This is a genomic window from Mycobacterium sp. (genome assembly GCF_049683355.1).
Lineage (GTDB): Bacteria > Actinomycetota > Actinomycetes > Mycobacteriales > Mycobacteriaceae > Mycobacterium.
Map to the genome: position 1 here is coordinate 1 of NZ_JBAUJB010000098.1, position 20776 is coordinate 20776.

Annotated in this window: 18 protein-coding genes; 9 read left to right on the forward strand and 9 right to left on the reverse strand. The window is 68.8% G+C overall.

Features of this window, described 5'->3' with window-relative positions; genetic code table 11:
- Window positions 1-455: 455 nt before the first annotated feature.
- The 5 genes from WA944_RS06040 to WA944_RS06060 form a co-directional block, all read right to left on the reverse strand.
- The gene (locus WA944_RS06040) at window positions 456-2384 is read right to left on the reverse strand and encodes a vWA domain-containing protein (RefSeq protein ID WP_526646563.1); all 1929 of its coding nucleotides are present in this window, start codon (window positions 2382-2384) and stop codon (window positions 456-458) included.
- Window positions 2385-2452: 68 nt separating this feature from the next.
- On the reverse strand, window positions 2453-4678 hold the full coding sequence (locus WA944_RS06045) for a malate synthase G (protein ID WP_526375013.1): 2226 nt from the start codon (window positions 4676-4678) through the stop codon (window positions 2453-2455).
- A 96-nt stretch (window positions 4679-4774) separates the two neighbouring features.
- Window positions 4775-5656 (reverse strand): 3-methyladenine DNA glycosylase, encoded by an 882-nt coding sequence (locus WA944_RS06050; RefSeq protein WP_526375011.1) that lies wholly within the window; start codon window positions 5654-5656, stop codon window positions 4775-4777.
- Window positions 5649-6710 carry a CBS domain-containing protein gene (locus tag WA944_RS06055; protein ID WP_526375009.1) on the reverse strand — a complete coding sequence of 354 codons (1062 nt, stop codon included), beginning with the start codon at window positions 6708-6710 and terminating at the stop codon, window positions 5649-5651. The genes WA944_RS06050 and WA944_RS06055 overlap by 8 nt, the downstream gene beginning before the upstream one ends.
- Window positions 6710-8071, reverse strand: coding sequence for a CNNM domain-containing protein (locus WA944_RS06060; RefSeq protein ID WP_526375007.1), 1362 nt, complete (start codon window positions 8069-8071; stop codon window positions 6710-6712). Before WA944_RS06060 ends, WA944_RS06055 begins: the two co-directional genes overlap by 1 nt.
- Window positions 8072-8446: 375 nt before the next feature.
- Here WA944_RS06060 and WA944_RS06065 point away from each other — a divergent pair, with 375 nt between their 5' ends.
- From WA944_RS06065 to WA944_RS06075, 3 genes are read left to right on the forward strand one after another with little or no spacing between them, the layout of a single operon-like run.
- On the forward strand, window positions 8447-9475 hold the full coding sequence (locus WA944_RS06065; RefSeq protein ID WP_526375005.1) for an iron ABC transporter substrate-binding protein: 1029 nt from the start codon (window positions 8447-8449) through the stop codon (window positions 9473-9475).
- A gap of 10 nt (window positions 9476-9485) precedes the next feature.
- Entirely contained in the window at window positions 9486-11024 is a 1539-nt protein-coding gene (locus tag WA944_RS06070) for an ABC transporter permease (RefSeq protein WP_526646565.1), read from the forward strand.
- A complete protein-coding gene (locus WA944_RS06075) occupies window positions 11017-12120 on the forward strand; it encodes an ABC transporter ATP-binding protein (protein ID WP_526368446.1) in 1104 nt (367 codons plus the stop codon). The genes WA944_RS06070 and WA944_RS06075 overlap by 8 nt, the downstream gene beginning before the upstream one ends.
- On the opposite strand, the gene WA944_RS06080 is transcribed toward WA944_RS06075, so the two are convergent.
- The 4 genes from WA944_RS06080 to WA944_RS06095 all read right to left on the reverse strand — a co-directional run bounded on the left by WA944_RS06080 (window position 12073) and on the right by WA944_RS06095 (window position 16470).
- Window positions 12073-13509 carry a GuaB1 family IMP dehydrogenase-related protein gene (locus tag WA944_RS06080; RefSeq protein WP_526368448.1) on the reverse strand — a complete coding sequence of 479 codons (1437 nt, stop codon included), beginning with the start codon at window positions 13507-13509 and terminating at the stop codon, window positions 12073-12075. The genes WA944_RS06075 and WA944_RS06080 overlap by 48 nt on opposite strands.
- A 29-nt stretch (window positions 13510-13538) precedes the next feature.
- A complete protein-coding gene (gene gnd, locus WA944_RS06085; RefSeq protein WP_526610788.1) occupies window positions 13539-15002 on the reverse strand; it encodes an NADP-dependent phosphogluconate dehydrogenase in 1464 nt (487 codons plus the stop codon).
- A 71-nt stretch (window positions 15003-15073) separates the two neighbouring features.
- Window positions 15074-16039: a M56 family metallopeptidase gene (locus tag WA944_RS06090; RefSeq protein ID WP_526646567.1), complete on the reverse strand. Its 966-nt coding sequence runs from the start codon at window positions 16037-16039 to the stop codon at window positions 15074-15076.
- Between the two features lie 14 nt (window positions 16040-16053).
- Window positions 16054-16470 (reverse strand): BlaI/MecI/CopY family transcriptional regulator, encoded by a 417-nt coding sequence (locus WA944_RS06095; RefSeq protein WP_163891025.1) that lies wholly within the window; start codon window positions 16468-16470, stop codon window positions 16054-16056.
- Between the two features lie 239 nt (window positions 16471-16709).
- Here WA944_RS06095 and WA944_RS06100 point away from each other — a divergent pair, with 239 nt between their 5' ends.
- From WA944_RS06100 to WA944_RS06125, 6 genes are all read left to right on the forward strand, one after another.
- On the forward strand, window positions 16710-17489 hold the full coding sequence (locus WA944_RS06100) for an iron reductase (RefSeq protein WP_526375614.1): 780 nt from the start codon (window positions 16710-16712) through the stop codon (window positions 17487-17489).
- Window positions 17490-17692: 203 nt separating this feature from the next.
- On the forward strand, window positions 17693-18094 hold the full coding sequence (locus WA944_RS06105) for a PaaI family thioesterase (protein WP_526375616.1): 402 nt from the start codon (window positions 17693-17695) through the stop codon (window positions 18092-18094).
- Window positions 18095-18136: 42 nt separating this feature from the next.
- Entirely contained in the window at window positions 18137-18439 is a 303-nt protein-coding gene (locus WA944_RS06110; protein WP_163891031.1) for an urease subunit gamma, read from the forward strand.
- A gap of 12 nt (window positions 18440-18451) precedes the next feature.
- Window positions 18452-18772, forward strand: a complete 321-nt coding sequence (locus tag WA944_RS06115) for an urease subunit beta (protein ID WP_526375618.1) — start codon at window positions 18452-18454, stop codon at window positions 18770-18772.
- On the forward strand, window positions 18765-20486 hold the full coding sequence (locus WA944_RS06120) for an urease subunit alpha (protein WP_526375620.1): 1722 nt from the start codon (window positions 18765-18767) through the stop codon (window positions 20484-20486). The genes WA944_RS06115 and WA944_RS06120 overlap by 8 nt, the downstream gene beginning before the upstream one ends.
- Window positions 20486-20776, forward strand: a 291-nt coding sequence (locus WA944_RS06125; RefSeq protein WP_526646569.1) for an urease accessory UreF family protein, incomplete at its 3' end; no start/stop codon positions are given. The genes WA944_RS06120 and WA944_RS06125, both read left to right, overlap by 1 nt.

The following is a 20776-nucleotide window of genomic DNA, read 5'->3' on the forward strand; positions in this document are numbered from 1 at the left end:
CCTACGCGCCCGTGCTCCGCCAAGCCGACCTCCCCCAAGACACCCGAGTCCCCTGGTGGGCAAACCGCACCCTCCACTACGAAATCACCTGACCCCTTGCCCCGAACCAGTTGCGTGGAAATCGGCGTTAGCTGCTGCCGCCTGTTCGTCGCGGCCCAACGCGACGAAATCGTACCGCTGTCGTACCATCGGCGCACGTGACCGACGGGCAATACGGCCAGCGAACATCTGATCATATCGTGACGCGGCACCTGGGCCTGGTGCGGCTTGCTAGGCGGTTATTCAAGCCTCGGGCGTCCGGCGTTTGTTGTCCCCACGGACGCGGTCTCCGCCCGCCAAGGGCGGGCCCGTACGGTGAGTACGTCACCGTCTCGGGTCGACGGCTGACGGCTGACGGCTGACGGCTGACGTGCCATGAGTAATAGGTGGCCGCCGAGCACCGAGGATGCGACACGTCAGGACAGCATGTCGGCGATCGCCGACGCCAGCTCCGGACTCGCCGAGGTCTCCAGGTTCTGGTAACTGCCCCCGGTGATCTGCGCGACCGATTCCCAGGTGGCCCGGTCCGCGTCGTCACCGAAGTCGATGACGTTCACCGCCACGGGGCGGGCCGGGTCGAACGCGCCCCTGATGTACTGTTGCAGGCCCTCGGCGCCCAGCGACTGATCCGTGTGCGGTCCGGCGGTGATCACGAGCACCGAGTTCTCCTGGCCCTCGCGATATGCCGCCGATGCGTCGGTATAGACCAGCCGCAAAGTCGTGAACGAGACCGCGCCGCCGTTCGAGGCTGTCTGTCTGTTCAGCGCCTCGGTCAGGGCCTCGGCTCGGGGCTGTCCGCCGAGCGGTTCGGACAGCGGGCCGAGGCTGACCACGGACCGCCCCGCGACACCGTCGAACGTCCACAACCCCACACCGGAGTCCCCGGGCAGGACCTGCACTCGTGCCCTGAGCGCGTCGGCCACATTGGCCAGGCGCGACTTGCCACCTTCATCCGCGGGCATCGACTGGTCGAGCATGATCGTCACGGTCGGGCTGGCGGCCGGCGTGGTCAGCGTGTCGGCGATCGTCGCCCGCAGCACATTGTCGCCGACGTCCAAGGGGGCCGCGACCGGTGCGAAGTCGACGACGTCGCTGGGGGGTGGCGCCACGCCGTCCACGCGGAACCCGGCGGCGGCGAGGTCGCCGAGTTGCTCGGGTTTGCGGATGAACCTGGCGAACTCGCTGGCAGCGGTGACCTGCTCCTGGGTCAGCCAGTCACCGGCGAGCAGCACGGTGGGGAAGTCGGCCATTGCGGTCGGGCCCGGTGGCAGCCACGCCGCCAGCTTGGCGGTCGCGTCGGGCAGACCCGACGCACGCTCGAAGAGCTGCTGCTCGGTGGTGACCACCGCGTGCACCGGCGCGGTGGCCGGCTCGGGTGCGTCCACGAGTGCGTCCATCGCGGTGGCCGCGGTCGGGTCGGCGAGTTCGGGTGCGGCGCCGATCAGCGTGCTGACCGCGCCTAGCCCCGCGCTGGCAGGAGCGCCGGACGGCGCAGCGGCGACCGCCACCGCCTCGGCCGCCAGATAGGCGGCGTCACCGTCCTGGGTCAGCGGCATCGTCAGGCGGAGCCCGCCCCACCCCGGCAGTCCGAGACCGTCGAGCGAGGCAGGATCTGCCTGCAGCCCCGGCAGCGTTCCCCAGTTCTGTTCACCCAGTGCCCCCTGCAGCTGCGGCGACACCGCGAGCACGACCGGGGAGGCGACCAGGGATCGGCTGTCGCTGATGGTCTGGGCGCCGGCCGCGGCCTCCAGCCGGGCCTCCGAGACCGAACTGGCCGGGATCCACAGTGCAGGTCGCTCACCGAGGTCGGCCGGCCACTCTCCGGTGAACCCGTTGACGACCTGGTCGGAATCGGCGGACTCGACCGCCACCCTGACACAACGGTCACCGACGGGGGCCGCGGTCTGGTTGTAGCGCTCCACCAGCGCGGCGATCGGTTCGGTGATCGCCGGATCGGCGACGACGGCGACAACAACTTCACCGTCGACGCACCGCGCGGCGGCAACGTCGGATCGGTCGGACAGAGCATCTCCGAAGAAGCGCCACAGGATCACGACACCGACGACCACGACCACGCTCACCAGCGCGACGATGACGCCGATGCTGACTCCGCGCCGACTCGGGGTCACCGAGCGATGGCTACCGGTCCACTCGCCGCCGTCCCAGTCGCCGCCGTGCTGCGGGCCGGCGGACCGCGGCGGGACCGGCTCGTCGGGGTAGGCGTCAGACTCGACATCCCGTTGGGCGGGCTCGAAACCGTCGTCGACGCCGAACCGCTCGGTCTGTTCGTCTTCGGGCTCCCGGCCGGCGGAATCCTCGGGGTCGGGAAGGCTATGTCTTCCCATGCCGGCCCGCCCCGCCCGTCCTGCCTTCGCAGATGTCCGGTCGATCAGTCAGTTCTGATTGCACAACATCAACCAATGTTGTTTGCCACCTTGAACTCTCGGCGTCTGCGGTGCAGGACCGGCTCGGTGTAGCCGTTGGGCTGCTCCCCGCCGGACAGGATCAGCTCCTGCGCCGCCTGGAACGCGATGTTGTTGTCCGGGTCGGTGGCCATCGGCCGAAACTCCGGGTCCGCGGCATTCTGCTCGTCCACCACCGCGGCCATCCGCCGCAGGCTCGCCTTAACGTCCTCTTCGGTGATCACCCCGTGGCGCAGCCAGTTCGCCAGCAGCTGACTGGAGATGCGCAGCGTTGCACGGTCCTCCATCAGCGCCACGTCGTGGATGTCGGGAACCTTCGAACACCCCACGCCGGCGTCGATCCAGCGCACCACGTAGCCGAGGATCGACTGACAGTTGTTGTCGACCTCCTCGCGGATCTCTTCGGGGGCCCACGCCAATTCCTTGGCCAACGGGATCGTCAACAGCTCGTCGAGCGAGGACCGCTTCTCGCCCTCGAGGTCCTTGTGCACCGCGAACACGTCCACCTCGTGGTAATGCATGGCGTGCAACGTCGCAGCCGTCGGTGACGGCACCCAGGCGGTGGTGGCCCCGGCCTTGGGCTGGCCGATCTTCTGCTCGACCATGTCGCCCATCAGCTCGGTCATGGCCCACATGCCCTTGCCGATCTGCGCCCTGCCGGAGAAGCCGGTGGCCAGCCCGATGTCGACGTTCTGGTTCTCATAAGCGCCGATCCACGGCTGCGACTTCATCGCGCCCTTGCGGATCATCGGACCCGCCTGCATCGAGGTGTGGATCTCGTCGCCGGTGCGGTCCAGGAACCCGGTGTTGATGAACACCACCCGGTCGGCGGCGGCCTTGATGCAGCCCTTGAGGTTCACCGTGGTGCGGCGCTCCTCGTCCATGATGCCCACCTTGATGGTGTTCTGCGGCAGGCCGAGCACGTCCTCGACGCGGCTGAACAGCTCGCAGGTGAACGCCACCTCTTCCGGGCCGTGCATCTTGGGCTTGACGATGTAGATCGAACCGGTACGGCTGTTGGCCAGCGGACCGTTGGCGCCGTCGTTGTCGGAGCCCTGCCGCAGCCCGTGGATGGCGATCAGACTGGTGAACAGCGCGTCCTGGATACCCTCGGGAACCTCAGCGCCGTCCTCACCGTCGGCGTCGAACACCATCGCGTCGTTGGTCATCAGATGGCCGACGTTGCGGACGAACATCAGGCTGCGGCCGGGCAGCGTGAGCTCGCCGCCGTCGGCGGAGTGGAAGGTGCGGTCCTCGTTGAGGACGCGGGTGAACGTCTCATCGCCCCCCGAGGAGGACTTCCTGACTTCCTCGCTGAGGTCGCCGCGGTTGAGACCGAGCCAGTTGCGGTAGCCCAGCACCTTGTCGTCGGCGTCGACGGCGGCCACGGAATCCTCGAAGTCCATGATCGTGGTGACGGCCGACTCCAGCACGACGTCCTTGATGCCGGCCGCGTCGGTGGAGCCGATCGGGGAGTCCGCGTCGATCAGGATCTCGACGTGCAGACCGTTGTTGACCAGCAGCACCGCTTCGGGGTTCGCCACGTCGCCGAGGTAGCCGACGAACTGCGCGGGGTCGGCCAACCCGATTCGCTGCTCGTCACCGGTCGACACCGCGACCTGACCGTCGTCGACTACCAGCGAGGTGATGTCGGCCCATGACCCCGACGCCAGCGGCACGGCCCCGTCGAGGAACCGGCGGGCGTAGGCGATGACCTTGTCGCCGCGGACGGGGTTGTATCCCTGGCCCTTTTCGGCGCCGTCCTCCTCGCCGATGACGTCGGTGCCGTAGAGCGCGTCGTAGAGCGAGCCCCAGCGGGCGTTCGCCGCGTTCAGGGCGAACCGCGCGTTGAGGATCGGCACCACCAACTGTGGGCCGGCGGTGGTGGCGATCTCAGCGTCGACGCCGGCGGTGGTGATCGTGAAATCCGCCGGTTCGGGCTGCAGGTATCCGATGTCGGTGAGGAACCGCTGGTACTCGTCCGCGTCGAACGGACCGATGACCCGGGCGCGATGCCACTTGTCGATCTGCGCCTGCAGATCGTCCCGGCGGGCGAGCAGGTCCTGGTTCTTGGGCGTCAGATCGGCCACGACCTTGTCGACACCGGACCAGAAGGTGTCGGGATCGAGGTCTGTGCCCGGCAGCGCCTCACTGTTGATGAAGTCGTACAACACGGGGGCGACGCGCAGGTTGCCCACCTTCACGCGTTCGGTCATGGTTCCTCCCTCGCCTGCACGTGCGCCTCGGGGCGCACCTGCCTTGTGCAATCGGTATGCAGCAATGTCGATCCAGCTTACCCAGCGGTAACAGGGCTAATACCCCGTGGCGTCGTCCAACAGCGCTGTGCAGCGTTTCAACAGCCTGGCCCGCAGCGGTGCGGCCCGTTCACTGATCGCTTCCTGGGCCTGAGCGTATTCCCGCCGACCACCAACCGTTTCGACGGCGATCGGCTCGAACCCGAACCCCCGCAGATCGTAGGGGCTCGCCCGCATGTCGAGCACCCGCGCGTCCGTGGCGAGCTCCAGGCAGTCCAGCACCAGCCCGGATTCGATGAGCGGCCCGAGCTTGAACGCCCACTTGTACAGATCCATCCCGGCGTGCACACATCCCGGCTGTTCCGCGGCGATCTGGGAGTCCCGGGTCAGGCGAGCCGCATTAAGCCGCGCGGCCGGCTCGGTGAAGAACCGGTATGCGTCGAAGTGGCTGCAGCGCAATGGCATTGCATCAACCACAGCGTCCGTCCCGGCGGCGCCGAGACGCAGCGGCACGCCTGAATGGCGCACCGCGGGCGCCCGGTACACCATCGCCCATTCGTGCAGACCGAAGCAGTTGAACCGCGGGGGCCGCGACGCCACCGCGCCCAGCAGGTCCGCGATGAACCTCACAGTCCCGGCCCGCGCATGAAGGTGGTCACGGCTCACCGTGACGCCGTCGGCGTGCCGGGTGTACCCGGTGCGCTCGAGATAACGATCCGCGGCAGCGCCGGCGAGAACGGTGCCGTAGCCGGGGTGCCAGACCCGCAACTGGCGGGGGCGGAGGCTGTAGTAGGTGAACAGGAAATCGAACACGGGGTGCGGCCGGCCGGCCCGCCTCCGCGCCAGGTGCGGGGCCAGGAGCTCGTGGACTCGCCGGCGGTGGGCGGCGGCGGTTTCCAGCCAGCCCTCAGATACCGCGGCGAGCCGCGAATCAGACACGATGGGTGCCGTCGCGGACGGTTCCCACCAGGTCCTCGACGAGATCTTCGAGCGCCACCACCGCGGTCACCGCACCGTCGGGCGCGGTGACCAGCGCCAGATGACTGTTGGTGCGACGCAGCCGGGACAGCGCGTCGGGCAGGGGGAGCGAGGCGGGAACCCGGGGCAGCGGTCGCACCATCGCCGAATCCACGATCGTGGCCTCGTCATACGGTTCGTTGACCATCGGCAGCACGTCTTTGATGTGCAGATAACCGATGAACGCCCCCTGGGGATCGGCAACGGGGAAGCGGGAGTAACCGGTCTCCGTCAGGGCCTGCTCGAGGGCGCCGACCGTCGGTCCGGAACCTTCGCCGGCGACGGGGACCGCCCGGATGCGGTGCAGCGGTATCGCGACGTCGTCGACCACCCGGTTGCGGATCTGCAGGGCGCGGGTCAGCCTGGTGTGCTCCTCGGGATCGAGCAGCCCTTCCGACAAAGACTCGGCGATCATCTCCGACAGCTCTACCGTCGACACGGTGACGTCGAGTTCGTCCTTGGGCTCCACCCCGAATCCGCGCAACGTGACGTTGGCGCACCAGTTGTAGAACGCGATGAACGGCCGGGCGGCGCGGATGTAGACCAGATAGACCGGGATCAGCAGCATCGCGGTGGACTCCGGTCCGGCGATCGCGATGTTCTTGGGCACCATCTCGCCGAGCAACACGTGCAGCGTCACCACGATGGACAGCGCCACCAGGAACGACACCGTATGCAGCAACGCGTCCGGGATGCCGAGAAGGCCGAATGGCTTTTCCAGCAGGTGCGCGACCGCCGGCTCGGCCACCCGCCCCAGCAGGATCGAGCACACGGTGATGCCCAACTGCGCGCCCGCGAGCATCAGCGACAGGTTCTCGCCGGCTCTGATCACGGTGACCGCGCTCTTCTTACCCTGCTCGGCCAACGCCTCCAGGCGGTCGCGGCGCGCGGAGATCAACGCGAATTCCGAGCCCACGAAGAACGCGTTGGCGGCCAACAGCAGCACTGTCAGCAGGACGCCGAAGATGTCTCCCATCAGCTTGCCCCGTCCACGTCGCCGCGGTGCCCCAGCTCGGTGAGCTCGAGCAGGTCGATCCGGCGGCCGTCCATCCGCAGCACCGTCGCCAGCCAGCGGATCGGGTCCTCGACGGAACCGTCCGGGTTGAAGGCGGTCAGCTCCACCGATTCGCCTTCTTCCGGGATGTGTCCCAGGGTCTCGAGCACCAGGCCGCCGATGGTGTCGTAGTCGCCTTCCGAAGCGCGGAACGCAGTGCTCTCGGCGACCTCGTCGATGCGCAGCAGCCCGGAGACCTGCCAGCCCCGCCCGGCAGCCACCACGTCGGGCGGTTCGTCGTCGTGTTCGTCGCGCACGTCTCCGACGATCTCCTCGATGAGATCCTCCACCGTGACCATGCCCGCAGAGCCGCCGTACTCGTCGACCACCAGCGCCGTCTGCAGGCCGTTGGCGCGTACCTCCGACATCACCGCGTCGCCGTCCAGGGTCGAGGGCACCTTGGCGACAGGCTGCACGATGTCGGCGAGCCGGGTGGAGGAACGTTGTCCGTACGGCACCGCGAACACCTGTTTGACGTGGACCACACCGATGGTCTCGTCGAGGTCGCCCCGAATGACGGGGAAACGTGAGTGCCCCGTCCGCACCGCCGCCTCGCTGAGGTCGACCACGGTGTCGTCGGCTTCAAGCGTGTCGATCTTGGACCGCGGTGTCATGAGTTCCTCGGCGGTGCGCTCGCCGAACTGCAGCGAGCGGTCCACCAGGACAGCGGTCACCGGGTCGAGCGAACCGCTGCGCGCCGAGGTGCGCACCAGCGACACCAGTTCCTGCGGTGACCGCGCTGATCGCAGTTCTTCGGCGGGTTCGATGCCCAGACGCCGCAGGATCCAGTTGGCCGTGCCGTTGGTCAGCCGGATCAGCGGCGTGAACGTGAACGAGAAGAACAGTTGGGGTGCAGCCGACCAGCGCGCGGTCGGCACGGGCCGGGCCACGGCGAGGTTCTTGGGCACCAGTTCGCCGAACACCATCGAGATGGATGTGGCGAGCAGGATGGCCAACGCGAGGGCCAGGCCGCTGACGAACTGTTCCGGCACCCGCACGGCGCTCAGCCCCGGCGCGATGAGCCGTGCCACGACGGGCTCGGCCAGAAACCCGGTGGCCAGCGTGGTGATCGAGATGCCCACCTGGGCGCCGGACAGCTGCGTGGACAGCGTGCGGTGCGCCTTCTGGACGAGCTGGTCGCGGCGGTCACCGGTGCGGACGTTGGCCTCGACGGTGCTGCGCTCGAGCGCGGTCAACGAGAACTCCGCGGCGACGAAGACCGCCGTGCCCGCGGTGAGCATCATGAACGCCAGCAACGCGAGAAGGGACATGACCGGGCTCATGGCAGCGCTCCCGCGCTCTGCGCAGCGGGAACCGGGTCGATCGAACGACCGGGGAAGCCGGGTCGGGTGCCCGGCCGACTAGAGGACGGCTCGGCCTCGGCGGGCTCGTGGCCTGGCCGCTGGGCGTGTACGGCCGGCTCGGATGGGCTTCCATCCAGTGCCTGCGGCACCTGGTCCCTTTCGTTTTCGCGCGGACGATTCGCGACAGCGCTGAGCGGCCGGATTCGACTGATGGTCAACACATGCTAGCCGAGTCACCGGGCATTTCTCGCCCGGCCGCCGTTCTGTAAGCCTAACCTCACCCAATGGTAGGTTCGGTGCCAGATCACAGGTGTGCCGACTGCACGCTACCCACCTACAGATGGAGCCCACTTGATGTCGATGTCGATATCCCGTGCCGCCGGCGCGCTCGGAATCGTGGCGGCGATGCTGGCGTTCACCGCCTGCGGGTCGCAGTCCCAGTCCGAGGACGCCGACAAGATCGTCGTGTACTCGGGCCGCAGCGAAGAACTGGTCGCCCCGCTGATCGAGCAGTTCACCACCGACACGGGCATCAAGGTCGAGGCGCGCTACGCCGGTTCGGGGGAAATGGCCGCTCAGCTCCTGACGGAGGGGGACCGCTCGCCCGCCCACGTGTTCCTGTCGCAGGATGCGGGCGCGCTGGGCGCTGTGTCAAAGGCCGGGTTGCTGGCGCCGATCGACGGCACGACGCTGGAGGCGGTCCCTCCGCAGTACTCGGCAGCGGACGGCACCTGGGTCGGCGTGTCCGGCCGCGCGCGGGTCATCGTCTACAACCCCACCCTGGTGCCCAACCCGCCCGACACGATCGACGGACTGCTCGCCCCGGAGTGGAAGGGCAAGATCGGGTTCGCCCCCAGCAATGCGTCCTGGCAGGCCTTCGTCACCGGACTGCGGGTGATCCGCGGCGACGACGGCGCCGAGCAGTGGTTGCGGGCGTTCGAAGCCCAGGATCCGCAGGCCTTCGAGAACAACATCGCGGTGCGCGACGCCGTCGATGCCGGCCAGGTCGCGCTGGGCCCGACGAATCACTACTACCTCTACGAACTGATCAACAGCAAGGGCGAGGACGCCGTGACCGCGCAGAACCAGTTCATGGCGCCGGGGGACCCCGGTGGCCTGGTCAACGTCGCCGGTGTCGGGGTGCTGAAATCGGCACCGAACCCCGAGGGGGCACAGGCATTCGCCGCATACCTGGTGGGCGAGTCCGCGCAGCAGTACTTCGCCGAGGAGACGACGGAATATCCGCTCGCGGCCGGCGTCGCCCCGTCGGCGGCCATGCCGCTGCTGAGCGACCTGCAGCCTCCCGCGGTGGACCTCTCGCAGCTCGACGACATCGAGGCGACGCAGGAGTTGTTGGTCGAGACCGGCTTGCTGACCAACTGACCGGGTTCCGGTGACCGTGGGGCGCGGCCGGCCGCCCGCGCTGCTGTTGGTGCCCGCCGCCCTCGTGGCGGCAGGCACGCTGATCCCGCTCGTCTATCTGGCGGCCCGGGCGTTGGAACGCGGCTGGCCGTTTGTCGTCGAGGAGCTGGTCCAGCCACGCACCGCGGCGCTGGTCGGCCGGTCGCTGCTGCTCGTGGTCGTGGTCACCGCGGCGTGTGTGGTACTCGGGGTGGGGTTGGCCGTTCTGGTCACCCGCACCGACATCAAGGCCAGGCGCGCACTGGCCGTCGCGCTTACCCTGCCCCTGGCGATGCCGAGCTACCTGTTGGCCTACCTGTGGGTCTCCGCCTATCCCGCCATCGCCGGGTTCTGGGGGGCCGCTCTGGTACTCACGCTGGTCAGCTATCCGCTGGTGTTGCTGACCACGATGGCAGCTCTGGCGCGGGTCGACCCGGCACAGGAGGAGGTGGCCCGGTCGCTGGGCCTCGGCGGGTTCGCGGTGCTCTTCCGGGTGACGTTGCGCCAGGCGCGCGCCGCGATCGCCGCGGGTGCGCTGCTGGTCGGCCTGTACGTGCTCAGCGATTTCGGCGCCGTCGCCGCAATGCGATTCGAGGCGTTCACGTGGGTGATCTACGGGGCGTACCGCTCCGGGTTCAACCCCGCCCGGGCAGCGGTGCTCTCGCTGATGCTGATGGCGTTCGCGGTGGCATTGGTGCTCGCCGAAAGCCGGGCCCGGGGGCTGGCCGCGTCGTCCCGGATCGGTGGCGGCGTGCCCCGGCCTGCGCCGTTGAACCGCCTCGGGCACTGGAGCTGGGTCGCGCTGCTGTTGCCGGCGGCCGTTCTGGCCGCCGCGATCGTCGTTCCCGGCGTGACGCTGACCGACTGGCTTCTGACGGCGGGACCGCGGTGGGACGTCGCGGAATGGTTCTCCGCACTCGGATCGACCGTCTGGCTGTCGGTGGCCGCCGCGGTGGCGTCCACTGCCGCGGCGCTGCCGCTCGGCGTGCTCGCCGCCCGCCACCGCGACCGCGCCACGCGGACATTGGAGGGCGCCAGCTATGTGGCGCACGGGTTGCCGGCGATCGTGATCGCCATCTCCATGGTGTCGCTCGGCGTTCTCCTGCTGCGTCCGATCTACCAGCGCGAACCACTGCTGATCCTTGCCTATACGGTTCTGTTCGTGCCGCTGGCGATCGGATCGGTCCGTACGGCGGTGGAGGCTGTCCCCACCCGCCTCGAGGAGGTGGCCCGTTCGCTGGGCCGCACCCCACAGCGGGCCTTCGGCGCGGTGACCGCAAGGATCGCACTGCCCGGCATCGCCGCCGGCGCGGCGCTGGTGCTGCTGACCTGCATGAAAGAGCTACCGGTCACCCTTCTGTTGCATCCGACCGGCACCGACACCCTGGCCACGCGGCTGTGGAACTACAGCACGGTCAGTGACTACGCCGCCGCGGCGCCCTACGCGGCGGCTCTGCTGGTGTTCGCCGCCGTCCCGACAGCGGTGCTGGGACTGTGGAGCACCGATGCAGGCGGTGTGCGAAGTGACTGACCTGGACGCGCCGGCTGTTGCGGCCCAAGGCATCTGCAAATCTTTCGGCGATCGTCAGGTGCTGTCCGACGTGGACCTCGATCTGCCCGAAGGCACCATCACCGCGGTGCTCGGCCCCTCTGGTTGCGGCAAAACCACGCTGCTGCGGATCCTCGCCGGCTTCGAGAACCCCGACTCCGGAACGGTGCGCATCGCGGGGGAGACGGTGGCGGGCGGGCCGACGACCGTACCGGTGCACCGTCGGCGGGTCGGTCTCATGCCGCAGGAAGGTGCGCTGTTCCCGCACCTGAGCGTCGGGCAGAACGTCGCATTTGGAATGGACCGGGCTTTCGGGATGGATCGGGCCTCCCGCAGGCAGCTGGATGCACGGGTGGCGCACTGGCTGTCGGTGGTCGGGCTGGACGGTCTTGCGGAGGCCCGACCACACGAGATCTCCGGCGGACAGCAGCAGCGGGTGGCGCTGGCGCGTGCGCTGGCCGCGGAGCCTCGGGTGCTGCTGCTCGACGAACCGTTCGCCGCGCTGGACGCCGGCCTGCGGGTGCGGGTCCGGGAGGACATCGCCGCGATCCTGCGGGCCGCCGGCACCACCGCGCTGCTGGTCACCCATGATCAGTCCGAGGCGCTGTCGCTGCCCGATTCGGTGGCACTGTTGATCGACGGGTCGATCGCCCAGCACGGCACCCCCGCTGATCTCTACGCCCGGCCGACCAGCCTGGCCAATGCCCGATTCGTCGGCGCCACAATCGAACTGACAGGCTCGGTGGATTCGGGCGTGGTGCGCACCGCGCTGGGTGCGCTACCCGCCCGCCTGCCGGTACCCGATGGCCCCGCCGTGGTGGTGCTGCGGCCCGAGCAGCTGCGGTTCGGCACCGCGACCGCCGGAGAACCCGCCCGTGTGACGGCCTGCCGGTTCTACGGCGCGGACACCGTGGTCCACGTCGAGCTGACCGACGGCAGCGCGGTCTCACTGCGCAGCCCCGGGGAGTGCGGGCTGGCGGCCGGGTCGGCCGTCACCGTGGAGGTCGCGGGCGATGTGCTCGCCTATCCGTCACCAACCGGTCGGCAGCGGGTGGCCCTCGGCGAACCCGGCCGCTGACTGCACCCCCACCACTGCCTTGGCGTGCAGTTCGGCCAACGTGGCGGCGCCGACATAGGTGCAGGTGCTGCGCACCCCCGAGGTGATGTGGTCCAGCAGGTCCTCGACACCGCCCCGGGTGGGGTCCAGGCTCATCCGGGAGGAGGAGATGCCCTCTTCGAACAGCGCTTTGCGCGCCCGATCGAACGCACTGTCGGCCGCCGTGCGGGCGGCCACCGCACGTTTGGAGGCCATACCGTAGCTCTCCTTGTACGGCTGGCCTGCCCGGTCGCGTATCAAGTCCCCGGGTGATTCGTAGGTACCGGCGAACCAAGAGCCGATCATCACGTTGGACGCGCCCGCGGCCAGCGCCAGCGCCACGTCACGAGGGTGTCGGACGCCCCCGTCGGCCCACACGTGTCCACCCAGTTGTTCTGCCGCCGTTGCGCATTCGAGGACCGCGGAGAACTGCGGGCGGCCGACACCGGTCATCATCCGGGTGGTGCACATGGCGCCAGGACCGACTCCGACCTTGACGATGGACGCACCGGCGTTGAGCAGGTCACGAGTGCCCTCGGCGGAGACGACGTTGCCCGCCGCGAGTGGCAGACCGAGATCGAGCGCCGCCACCGCCTTGATCGCGTCGATCATCTTCGCCTGATGACCGTGCGCGGTGTCGACGACGAGCACGTCCACACCGGCCTCGGCAAGCGCGTTGGCCTTGGCCGCGACATCGCCGTTGATGCCGACCGCCGCGGCGATCCGCAACCGGCCCGCCGCGTCGACCGCGGGGGTGTAGAGGCCGGCGCGCACCGCACCGGTACGGGTCAGGACGCCGGCCAGCGTCCCGTCGGGCTCGGTCAGCACCGCCACCTCGACCGGGGCGTGTTCGAGCAGGTCAAAGACCTTGCGCGGGTCGGTGCCGACCGGGGCGGTGACAAGATCTGTGGCGGCGACGTCCCGAACCCGGGCGAAGCGGTCGACACCGGTGCACACCGCCTCGGTGACCAGACCGATCGGACGGTTCTCGAACACCACCACGGCTGCACCGTGTGCCCGCTTGTTGATCAGCGCGCAGGCGTCGGAGACCGAGGCGTCCGGGGCGAGCGTGACCGGGGTGTCCACCACCAGGTCACGACTCTTGACGAAGTCCACCGTCTGCTCGACTGCCTGGATCGGCAGGTCCTGCGGCAGCACCACGAGCCCGCCCCGACGGGCGACGGTCTCCGCCATCCGCCGTCCGGCAACCGCTGTCATGTTGGCGACGACCACGGGGATCGTGGTACCGGTGCCATCGGCGGTCGACAGGTCGACGTCGAATCTCGAGGCGACGTCGCTCGGCCCCGGGACGACGAACACGTCGTTGTAGGTCAGGTCGTACGGCGGCCTGTGGCCGTCCAGGAACTTCATGTGGAAACTGCGCCTCTCCGGCCTCGGATCTACGCCTCGACCTCGCTGCGGTCTCCGCTCCACAGGGTGTGGAACCGCTCGGCCCGGTCGGTGTCGATGCGGCCGTAGGTGTGGGCGCCGAAGAAGTCACGCAACCCCTGCGTCAGGGCCGCGGGCAACCTCTCTGTGCGCAACCCGTCGTAGTAGGACAGCGCCGAACTGAAACCGGGGATCGGGATACCCAGTTCGGTGGCCGTCACCACCACCCGGCGCCAGCTGTTGATGGCGTTCTCGATGGCGCTGCGGAAGTAGGGCGCCACCAGCAGGGTCGGCAGATCGGGGTCCTCGTCGAAGGCGTCCTTGATCCGGTTGAGGAACTTAGCGCGGATGATGCAGCCACCGCGCCAGATGGTGGCCATGTCACCCGGGGTGATGCCCCAGTCGTTCTCGGCGGAGCCCGCCTGTATCTGGTTGAAGCCCTGAGCGTAGGCGATGATCTTCGAGGCGTACAGCGCCTGCCGGATGTCCTCGGTGAACTGCGCGGCGTCGGTCGGCTGCTCGCCCAGGTCTCCGGACGCCAGTCCGGTGGTGGCCTTGCGCTGCGTCACCGAACCCGACAGTGCGCGCGCGAAGACCGCTTCGGCGATACCGGTGACGGGGACACCGAGATCCAGTGCGGATTTCACCGTCCACCGGCCGGTGCCCTTCTGTTCGGCTTCATCGAGGATCAGGTCGACCAGTGGCTGTCCGGTCTTGGCGTCGGTCTGGCGCAGCACCTGCGCGGTGATCTCCACCAGGAAGCTGTCCAGGTCGCCGGTGTTCCACTCCTCGAACACGTCGGCGATCTCGGGGGCGGACTTGCCGAGTCCGTCCCGCAGCAGCTGATAGGCCTCGCCGATCAACTGCATATCGGAGTACTCGATGCCGTTGTGCACCATCTTGACGAAATGCCCTGCGCCGTCGGGCCCGATGTGGGTACAGCACGGAACACCGTCGACGTGGGCGGAGATCTCCTCGAGCAACGGTCCGAGGCTCTTGTAGGACTCGGCGGGGCCGCCGGGCATGATCGAGGGGCCGTTGAGCGCACCTTCCTCGCCACCGGAGATGCCCGCGCCGACAAAGTGCAGCCCGCGGTCACGCATCGCCTTCTCCCGGCGGATGGTGTCGGTGTAGAGCGCGTTTCCGCCGTCGATGATGATGTCGCCGGGTTCCATCGCGTCGGCGAGCTCGTCGATGACCGCGTCCGTCGGCGCCCCGGCCTTGACCATGATCAGCACCCGCCGCGGCTTCTCCAGTGCGGCAAGAAATTCCGGGATGGTCTCACTGCGCACGAAGGTGCCGTCGGATCCGTGCTCGGCCAGCAGCGCGTCGGTCTTGGCGATCGAGCGGTTGTGCAGCGCCACCGTGTAGCCGTGCCGGGCGAAGTTGCGTGCGATGTTCGACCCCATCACGGCCAGACCGGTGACACCGATCTGCGCCGTACCGGCGGAGGTGGGGGACTGCGACGAGCTCATAGACGAAACCCTTTCGATCTCCTGTGACGACACAGCTACTGGTCATCCAACACCCAGCGGGGATGGGACGCTCACGCAAGAAACAGTCGATGCAGCTCGTTGAGCCACGGCACCGCCAGTGCGACGGTGGGTATGACGAGCACCGCAGCCGCCGCGAAGTATGCAGCGGCGGCGAGGATCCGGCTGTTCGGCTTACCCCCGAGGCGGCGCACCCGCACCACCGTCGTCGGCCCGCCGGCGGCCAGAGCGCCTCGCGGGGTGGGTCCGGCCGCACACGCGACCAGCGCCCGGGCCAGCGGGGTCGGGCCGGTGGTGCGCACCGCGGCGTCGTCGGCGAGCGTTTCGATCAGCAACCGCACCGCGGTCAGCGCGTTGGCACTGCGGACGAAGCGCGGGAACGCGGCGTGCACCGCGGTGAACATCTCGAGCACGAGGTCGTGGCGGGCCCGCAGATGGGCGCGCTCGTGGGTGAGGATCGCGGTGACCTCGCTGTCCGCCAGCGTGGTCAAAGCACCCTCGCTGACCACGACGCGGCTGCGGACCCCTGGCAGGCAGTACGCCAGCGGCTCGGCCACATCGAGGATGCGCAACCCCACGCCGGCCAGGGGTCGGGGGTAGTGGCTGCAGAGATGAGGTGCGCTGAGGTGTGAGGCGCCGACCAGATCGACGACCATCCGGTGATGTGCGCGTCGGCGCCGGGTGGCGATGGCGACGTTGAGCACGGACACGACCAGCCGGGCGCCGATCATCAGGGTGAGGGCGAAGACGGTCACGTAAGCCGTCCACAGCGGCCACCCGAGAGCGGCTATCTCGCTGGTCAGGGTGGCCGTGGGGCGCCCGTCTTCACCGGGCACGAACAGTCGGCTGGCGATGGCGATTCCGGCGGAGAAAGCTGAGAGCACCGCGGCCAGGGCGATCGACTGCCACAGCACGATCGCTGCCCGGGGCGCGCGCAGCGGCCAGCTGGCTCGCGCCAGCATCGCCGGCACCGGCCCCGACAGGAGCAGAGCGACGATGGTGAAGGCCAGCGCGGACACGCTGTAAGTGTCTCTCAGTCGGTACCCGAACCGCCAGCGGGTGGGTGGTGACGTTCTTTGTCCTCGAGTTCGGCCAGCGCGCGGCGCAGCGCGGCCGCCTCACCGGCACCGACCCGCTCGACGAAATGCACCAGCGCGGCCTCCCGGCTGCCTGAGTCGGCGGCCTGGTCCAGCGCGTCCACCATCAGCCCGGCGACCAGTTCGTCGCGGCCGTGGGTGGGGGCGTAGCGGTGCGCGCGGTCATCGCGGTGCTGGACGACCAGATTCTTCTTCGCCAGCCGCTGCAGCACGGTCATTATCGTCGTGTACGCAAGGTCGCGGTGCGCTGCCAGTGCTTCATGCACCTGGCGCACGGTCTGTGGCTCGTCCGCGAACCACAGGTGGTCCATCACGGACCGCTCCAGCTCCCCGAGCCGTGTCACCTTGGCCATTTTCTGTTCATCTCCTACCAGCAGTAGCCCAAAGCGTACTACGGGATTACTACCGCGTGTCGTATCCGTTCCGCGCCCAGTTCGCGGGTCCGGAGAACCCGGGCGGCACAGGCCGGTGGAGCCTCCCTCGCCCCTCCATTATCGCCCTTTGTGAGTCCGATCACAGGGGGTAGCCCGCATCCGCCTCAGCACTATAGTAAGGCTAACCTAACTCAAGGCTTACTCAGATTGGAGGTGCTATGACGGTCGTTATCGACGATCCGCTCATCGCAGGGATGTCGATCGGCAGAACGCTGCCGATCCACGAGTCCAGCCGGCGGCTCCGCGAGCTGTATCGCGAATGTCCCCGGGTCTACGGCGTGGCAGTGATGGGCGACCTTTCCCGGCGGCGGTGGTGGCCGTTGGCCGAGGTCCTGACCAGCGACCGTCTGCAGACGATGTTCGATGCCGGGGTCGCCGACACGGAGAGCCGGGCAGCGGTCGCGCAGCAGCTCGGCGCGACCTTCGCCCACGTGGTCGTGGGCCGGGTCATCCCCCTTCTGGTCCTCGAGGGCCGCGCCTGGGACACCGGGCTGGAGAACCTGTGGGTGCACGTCGACTCCGAAGGCGCCATCGACTGGGTCGGCGTCGTCGATCCGACGGTTCGCGGACTGCCCGACGACCCGTTCTTCTCCGACCGCACGAAGATCGGCGTCGGCCGGTCCGCCCAGGACGGGATCGTCGCGCTTCCCAGCGAGGCGGCGTTGACGACGTGGGTCGCCCACCGCAGCCATCGCGCCCTGGCGCCCCTGTTCCTCAAGCTGGCCGATGTCAGCGGCGGAGCGATGACGGTCGCGTCGATGTGGCACATCGTCGGCGGTTCGGTCGTCGGCGCGGCGACCCAGATACCGCTGCTGGCGGGTTCGAGCGAGGTGGTCAGCATGCGTCGCGGACAGGCGGTGCTGGACGCCTTCGTCGGCTTCGGGCTCCCCGTGCGCGGAACCTCGCGGATGAGTTCGGCGAAAGCCTTGATTAATTAGGGCAGCCTTGCCTATGCTCGAGGGCAGTTGAAGAACCGAACCACCGGACCGCGCCGGAGTCCTGAGGGCTGCAGAGACCCCCGGTCCACACGAAGGACGGGCCCCACGCACTGCGTGGGGCCCGTCCGCATTCCGGCGGGCCCACAGGACGTCGATGTCGGGTCCCGTCGCGGAAACGCGGGTGGTGCGTGTAAACACAAACCGTGGCGACTGACCTTTCCGGCCTCGGTGACGGATTCGACCGCTTGCTCGGTCTGACCTATCTCGACATGACCCCCGACGGCGGGCGCGCGCAACTGCAGATCAACGACGAACTGCTCCAACCGCACGGCATCGTGCACGGCGGCGTGTACTGCTCGATCGTCGAGAGTCTGGCCAGCGTGTCGGCCTCGGTCTGGCTGGCCGCCAACGGGGGCGGCCGCGTCGTCGGCGTCAACAACAACACCGACTTCCTGCGCGCCGTCGGCGCCGGCACCGTGACCGCGGCGTCCACGCCGATCCACCGCGGACGTCGCCAGCAGCTGTGGTTGATCACCATCTCCGGCGACGACGACCGCCTGCTGGCACGCGGTCAGGTGCGGCTGCAGAACCTTCCCGCCGAGTAGCCGCGCTGCCGACTCCCGACGGGCGTGGCAGGATCGCGAACTATGCGTTTGACCCCGCATGAACAGGAACGGCTGCTGATCTCGTACGCAGCCGAACTGGCCCGCCGCCGCCAGGCTCGTGGCCTGAAGCTGAACCACCCCGAAGCCGTCGCGCTCATCACCGATCACATCCTCGAGGGCGCACGTGACGGCCGCACCGTTGCGGAGTTGATGGTCAGCGGACAAGCCGTGCTGGGCCGCGACGACGTGATGGTCGGCGTGCCCGAGATGCTCGACGACGTCCAGGTCGAGGCGACGTTCCCGGACGGCACCAAGCTCGTCACCGTCCACCACCCGATCTCGTGAGGCAGGAGTGACGTGATCCCAGGTGAGGTCGTCTACGGCGAGGGCGCCATCGAGATCAATGCCGGCGCCCCCCGGCTGGAGTTGGAGATCCTCAACACCGGAGACCGACCCGTTCAGGTCGGCAGCCACGTGCACGTGCCGCAGGCCAACGGGGCGCTGCAGTTCGACCGGGCCGCCGCACACGGACACCGGTTCGACATCCCGGCCGGAACTGCCATCAGGTTCGAACCCGGTGTCGCCCAACGCGTCGCGCTGATCCCGCTGGCCGGCAGCCGCGAAGTCCACGGCCTGAGCCTGAATCCGCCCGGCAGATTGGACGCATCCGATGAGTGAGCTGTCCCGTTCCCGTTACGCGGCCCTGTTCGGTCCGACCACCGGCGATCGGATCCGGTTGGCCGACACCGACCTGCTCATCGAGATCACCGAGGACCGCAGCGGTGGGCCCGGCCTGGCGGGGGACGAGGCCGTCTTCGGCGGCGGCAAGGTGCTGCGCGAGTCGATGGGACAGTCGCGTGCGACGCGCGCCGACGGAGTCCCCGACACTGTCATCACCGGCGCGGTGATCTTGGACCACTGGGGAATCATCAAGGCCGACATCGGCATTCGTGATGGTCGCATCACTGCGATCGGCAAGGCAGGCAATCCGGACATCATGTCGGGCATCCACCCGGACCTGGTGGTGGGCCCGTCGACCGAGATCATCGCGGGCAACGGCCGAATCCTCACTGCTGGTGCCGTCGACAGCCACGTGCATCTGATCTGCCCGCAGCTGCTCGAGGAGGCCATCGGCAGCGGCGTCACGACGATGGTCGGTGGTGGCACCGGCCCCGCGGAGGGAAGCAAGGCCACCACCGTGACTCCCGGCGCGTGGCACCTGGCCCGGATGCTCGAGGCAACCGACACCTGGCCGATGAACATCGCCCTGCTTGGCAAGGGAAACACGGTGAGCGCCGAGGCGATGTGGGAGCAGTTGCGGGGCGGTGCATCAGGGTTGAAGCTGCACGAGGACTGGGGGTCGACGCCCGCCGCGATCAACGCCTGTTTGAGCGTCGCCGACGCCGCCGGGGTTCAGGTGGCGCTGCATTCCGACACTCTCAACGAAGCCGGCTTCGTCGAGAACACCATCGGGGCCATCAAGGGCCGGTCGATCCACACGTACCACACCGAGGGCGCCGGAGGCGGACACGCTCCCGACATCATGCGGGTGGCCGGTGAGGCGAACGTGCTGCCGAGCTCCACCAACCCGACGCGCCCACACACCGTCAACACGCTCGACGAACACCTGGACATGCTGATGGTGTGCCACCACCTCAATCCCAGTGTGCCAGAAGATCTCTCGTTCGCCGAGAGCAGAATCAGGCCATCGACGATGGCCGCCGAAGACCTGCTACACGACATCGGAGCGATCTCGATGATCGGCAGCGACGCCCAGGCGATGGGACGCATCGGAGAGGTCGTGATGCGGACCTGGCAGACGGCCCACGTGATGAAGCAGCGTCGCGGTTCGCTCGAGGGGGACGCAGGCGCCGACAACAACAGGGCCCGCCGTTACGTGGCGAAGTACACGATCTGCCCGGCCGTCGCGCACGGCCTCGACCACGAGATCGGCTCGGTCGAGGTCGGCAAGCTCGCCGACCTGGTGCTGTGGGAGCCGGCGTTCTTCGGGGTACGACCCCATGCCGTGCTCAAGGGGGGGATGATCGCCTGGGCGGCGATGGGGGACGCGAATGCCTCCATCCCGACCCCGCAGCCGGTGCTGCCGCGGCCCATGTTCGGCGCGGCACCCGCGGCCGCGGCCGCCACCTCGGTCCATTTCGTAGCTCCGCAGGCGCTCGACGACGGCCTCGCCGACCGGCTGGCGGTCAACCGCCGCCTCGTCGCCGTGGGCAACATGCGGAAGGTGGGCAAGGCGCAGATGCCGCTCAACGACGCGACACCTCACATCGAGGTGGACCCCGACACGTTCACGGTGCGCATCGACGGCGAGGTCTGGCAGGAGCAACCCGCGACCGAACTGCCGATGGCACAGCGGTACTTCCTGTTCTGATGTCGAACCTGACCACCATGCTCGCGTTGTCCGACTCGCGGCTGCCGACCGGGGGCCACGTGCACTCCGGCGGCATCGAGGAGGCGGTGGCCAGCGGTCTGGTCGTCGATCTCGGCGCCCTGCGCGCGTATCTGCGCCGCCGGATACGCACCAGTGGACTGGTCACGGCGTCGGTGGCGGCAGCTGTGCACGGCGGGACGCTCTCGACTGTGGCCGGCGGGTCCGGCGACACCGAAACCGACGCCCGCACACCGGCTCCCGCCGCCCGCCAGGCATCACGGGCCCAGGGT

Coding starts and splice junctions, on each gene's coding strand:
- WA944_RS06040 (WP_526646563.1), bottom strand. CDS start 2,384: ATGGGAAGACATAGCCTTCCCGACCCCGAGGATTCCGCCGGCCGGGAG.
- WA944_RS06045 (WP_526375013.1), bottom strand. CDS start 4,678: ATGACCGAACGCGTGAAGGTGGGCAACCTGCGCGTCGCCCCCGTGTTG.
- WA944_RS06055 (WP_526375009.1), bottom strand. CDS start 6,710: ATGGGAGACATCTTCGGCGTCCTGCTGACAGTGCTGCTGTTGGCCGCC.
- WA944_RS06060 (WP_526375007.1), bottom strand. CDS start 8,071: ATGAGCCCGGTCATGTCCCTTCTCGCGTTGCTGGCGTTCATGATGCTC.
- WA944_RS06065 (WP_526375005.1), top strand. CDS start 8,447: ATGTCGATGTCGATATCCCGTGCCGCCGGCGCGCTCGGAATCGTGGCG.
- WA944_RS06080 (WP_526368448.1), bottom strand. CDS start 13,509: ATGAAGTTCCTGGACGGCCACAGGCCGCCGTACGACCTGACCTACAAC.
- gnd (WP_526610788.1), bottom strand. CDS start 15,002: ATGAGCTCGTCGCAGTCCCCCACCTCCGCCGGTACGGCGCAGATCGGT.
- WA944_RS06095 (WP_163891025.1), bottom strand. CDS start 16,470: ATGGCCAAGGTGACACGGCTCGGGGAGCTGGAGCGGTCCGTGATGGAC.
- WA944_RS06100 (WP_526375614.1), top strand. CDS start 16,710: ATGACGGTCGTTATCGACGATCCGCTCATCGCAGGGATGTCGATCGGC.
- WA944_RS06110 (WP_163891031.1), top strand. CDS start 18,137: ATGCGTTTGACCCCGCATGAACAGGAACGGCTGCTGATCTCGTACGCA.
- WA944_RS06120 (WP_526375620.1), top strand. CDS start 18,765: ATGAGTGAGCTGTCCCGTTCCCGTTACGCGGCCCTGTTCGGTCCGACC.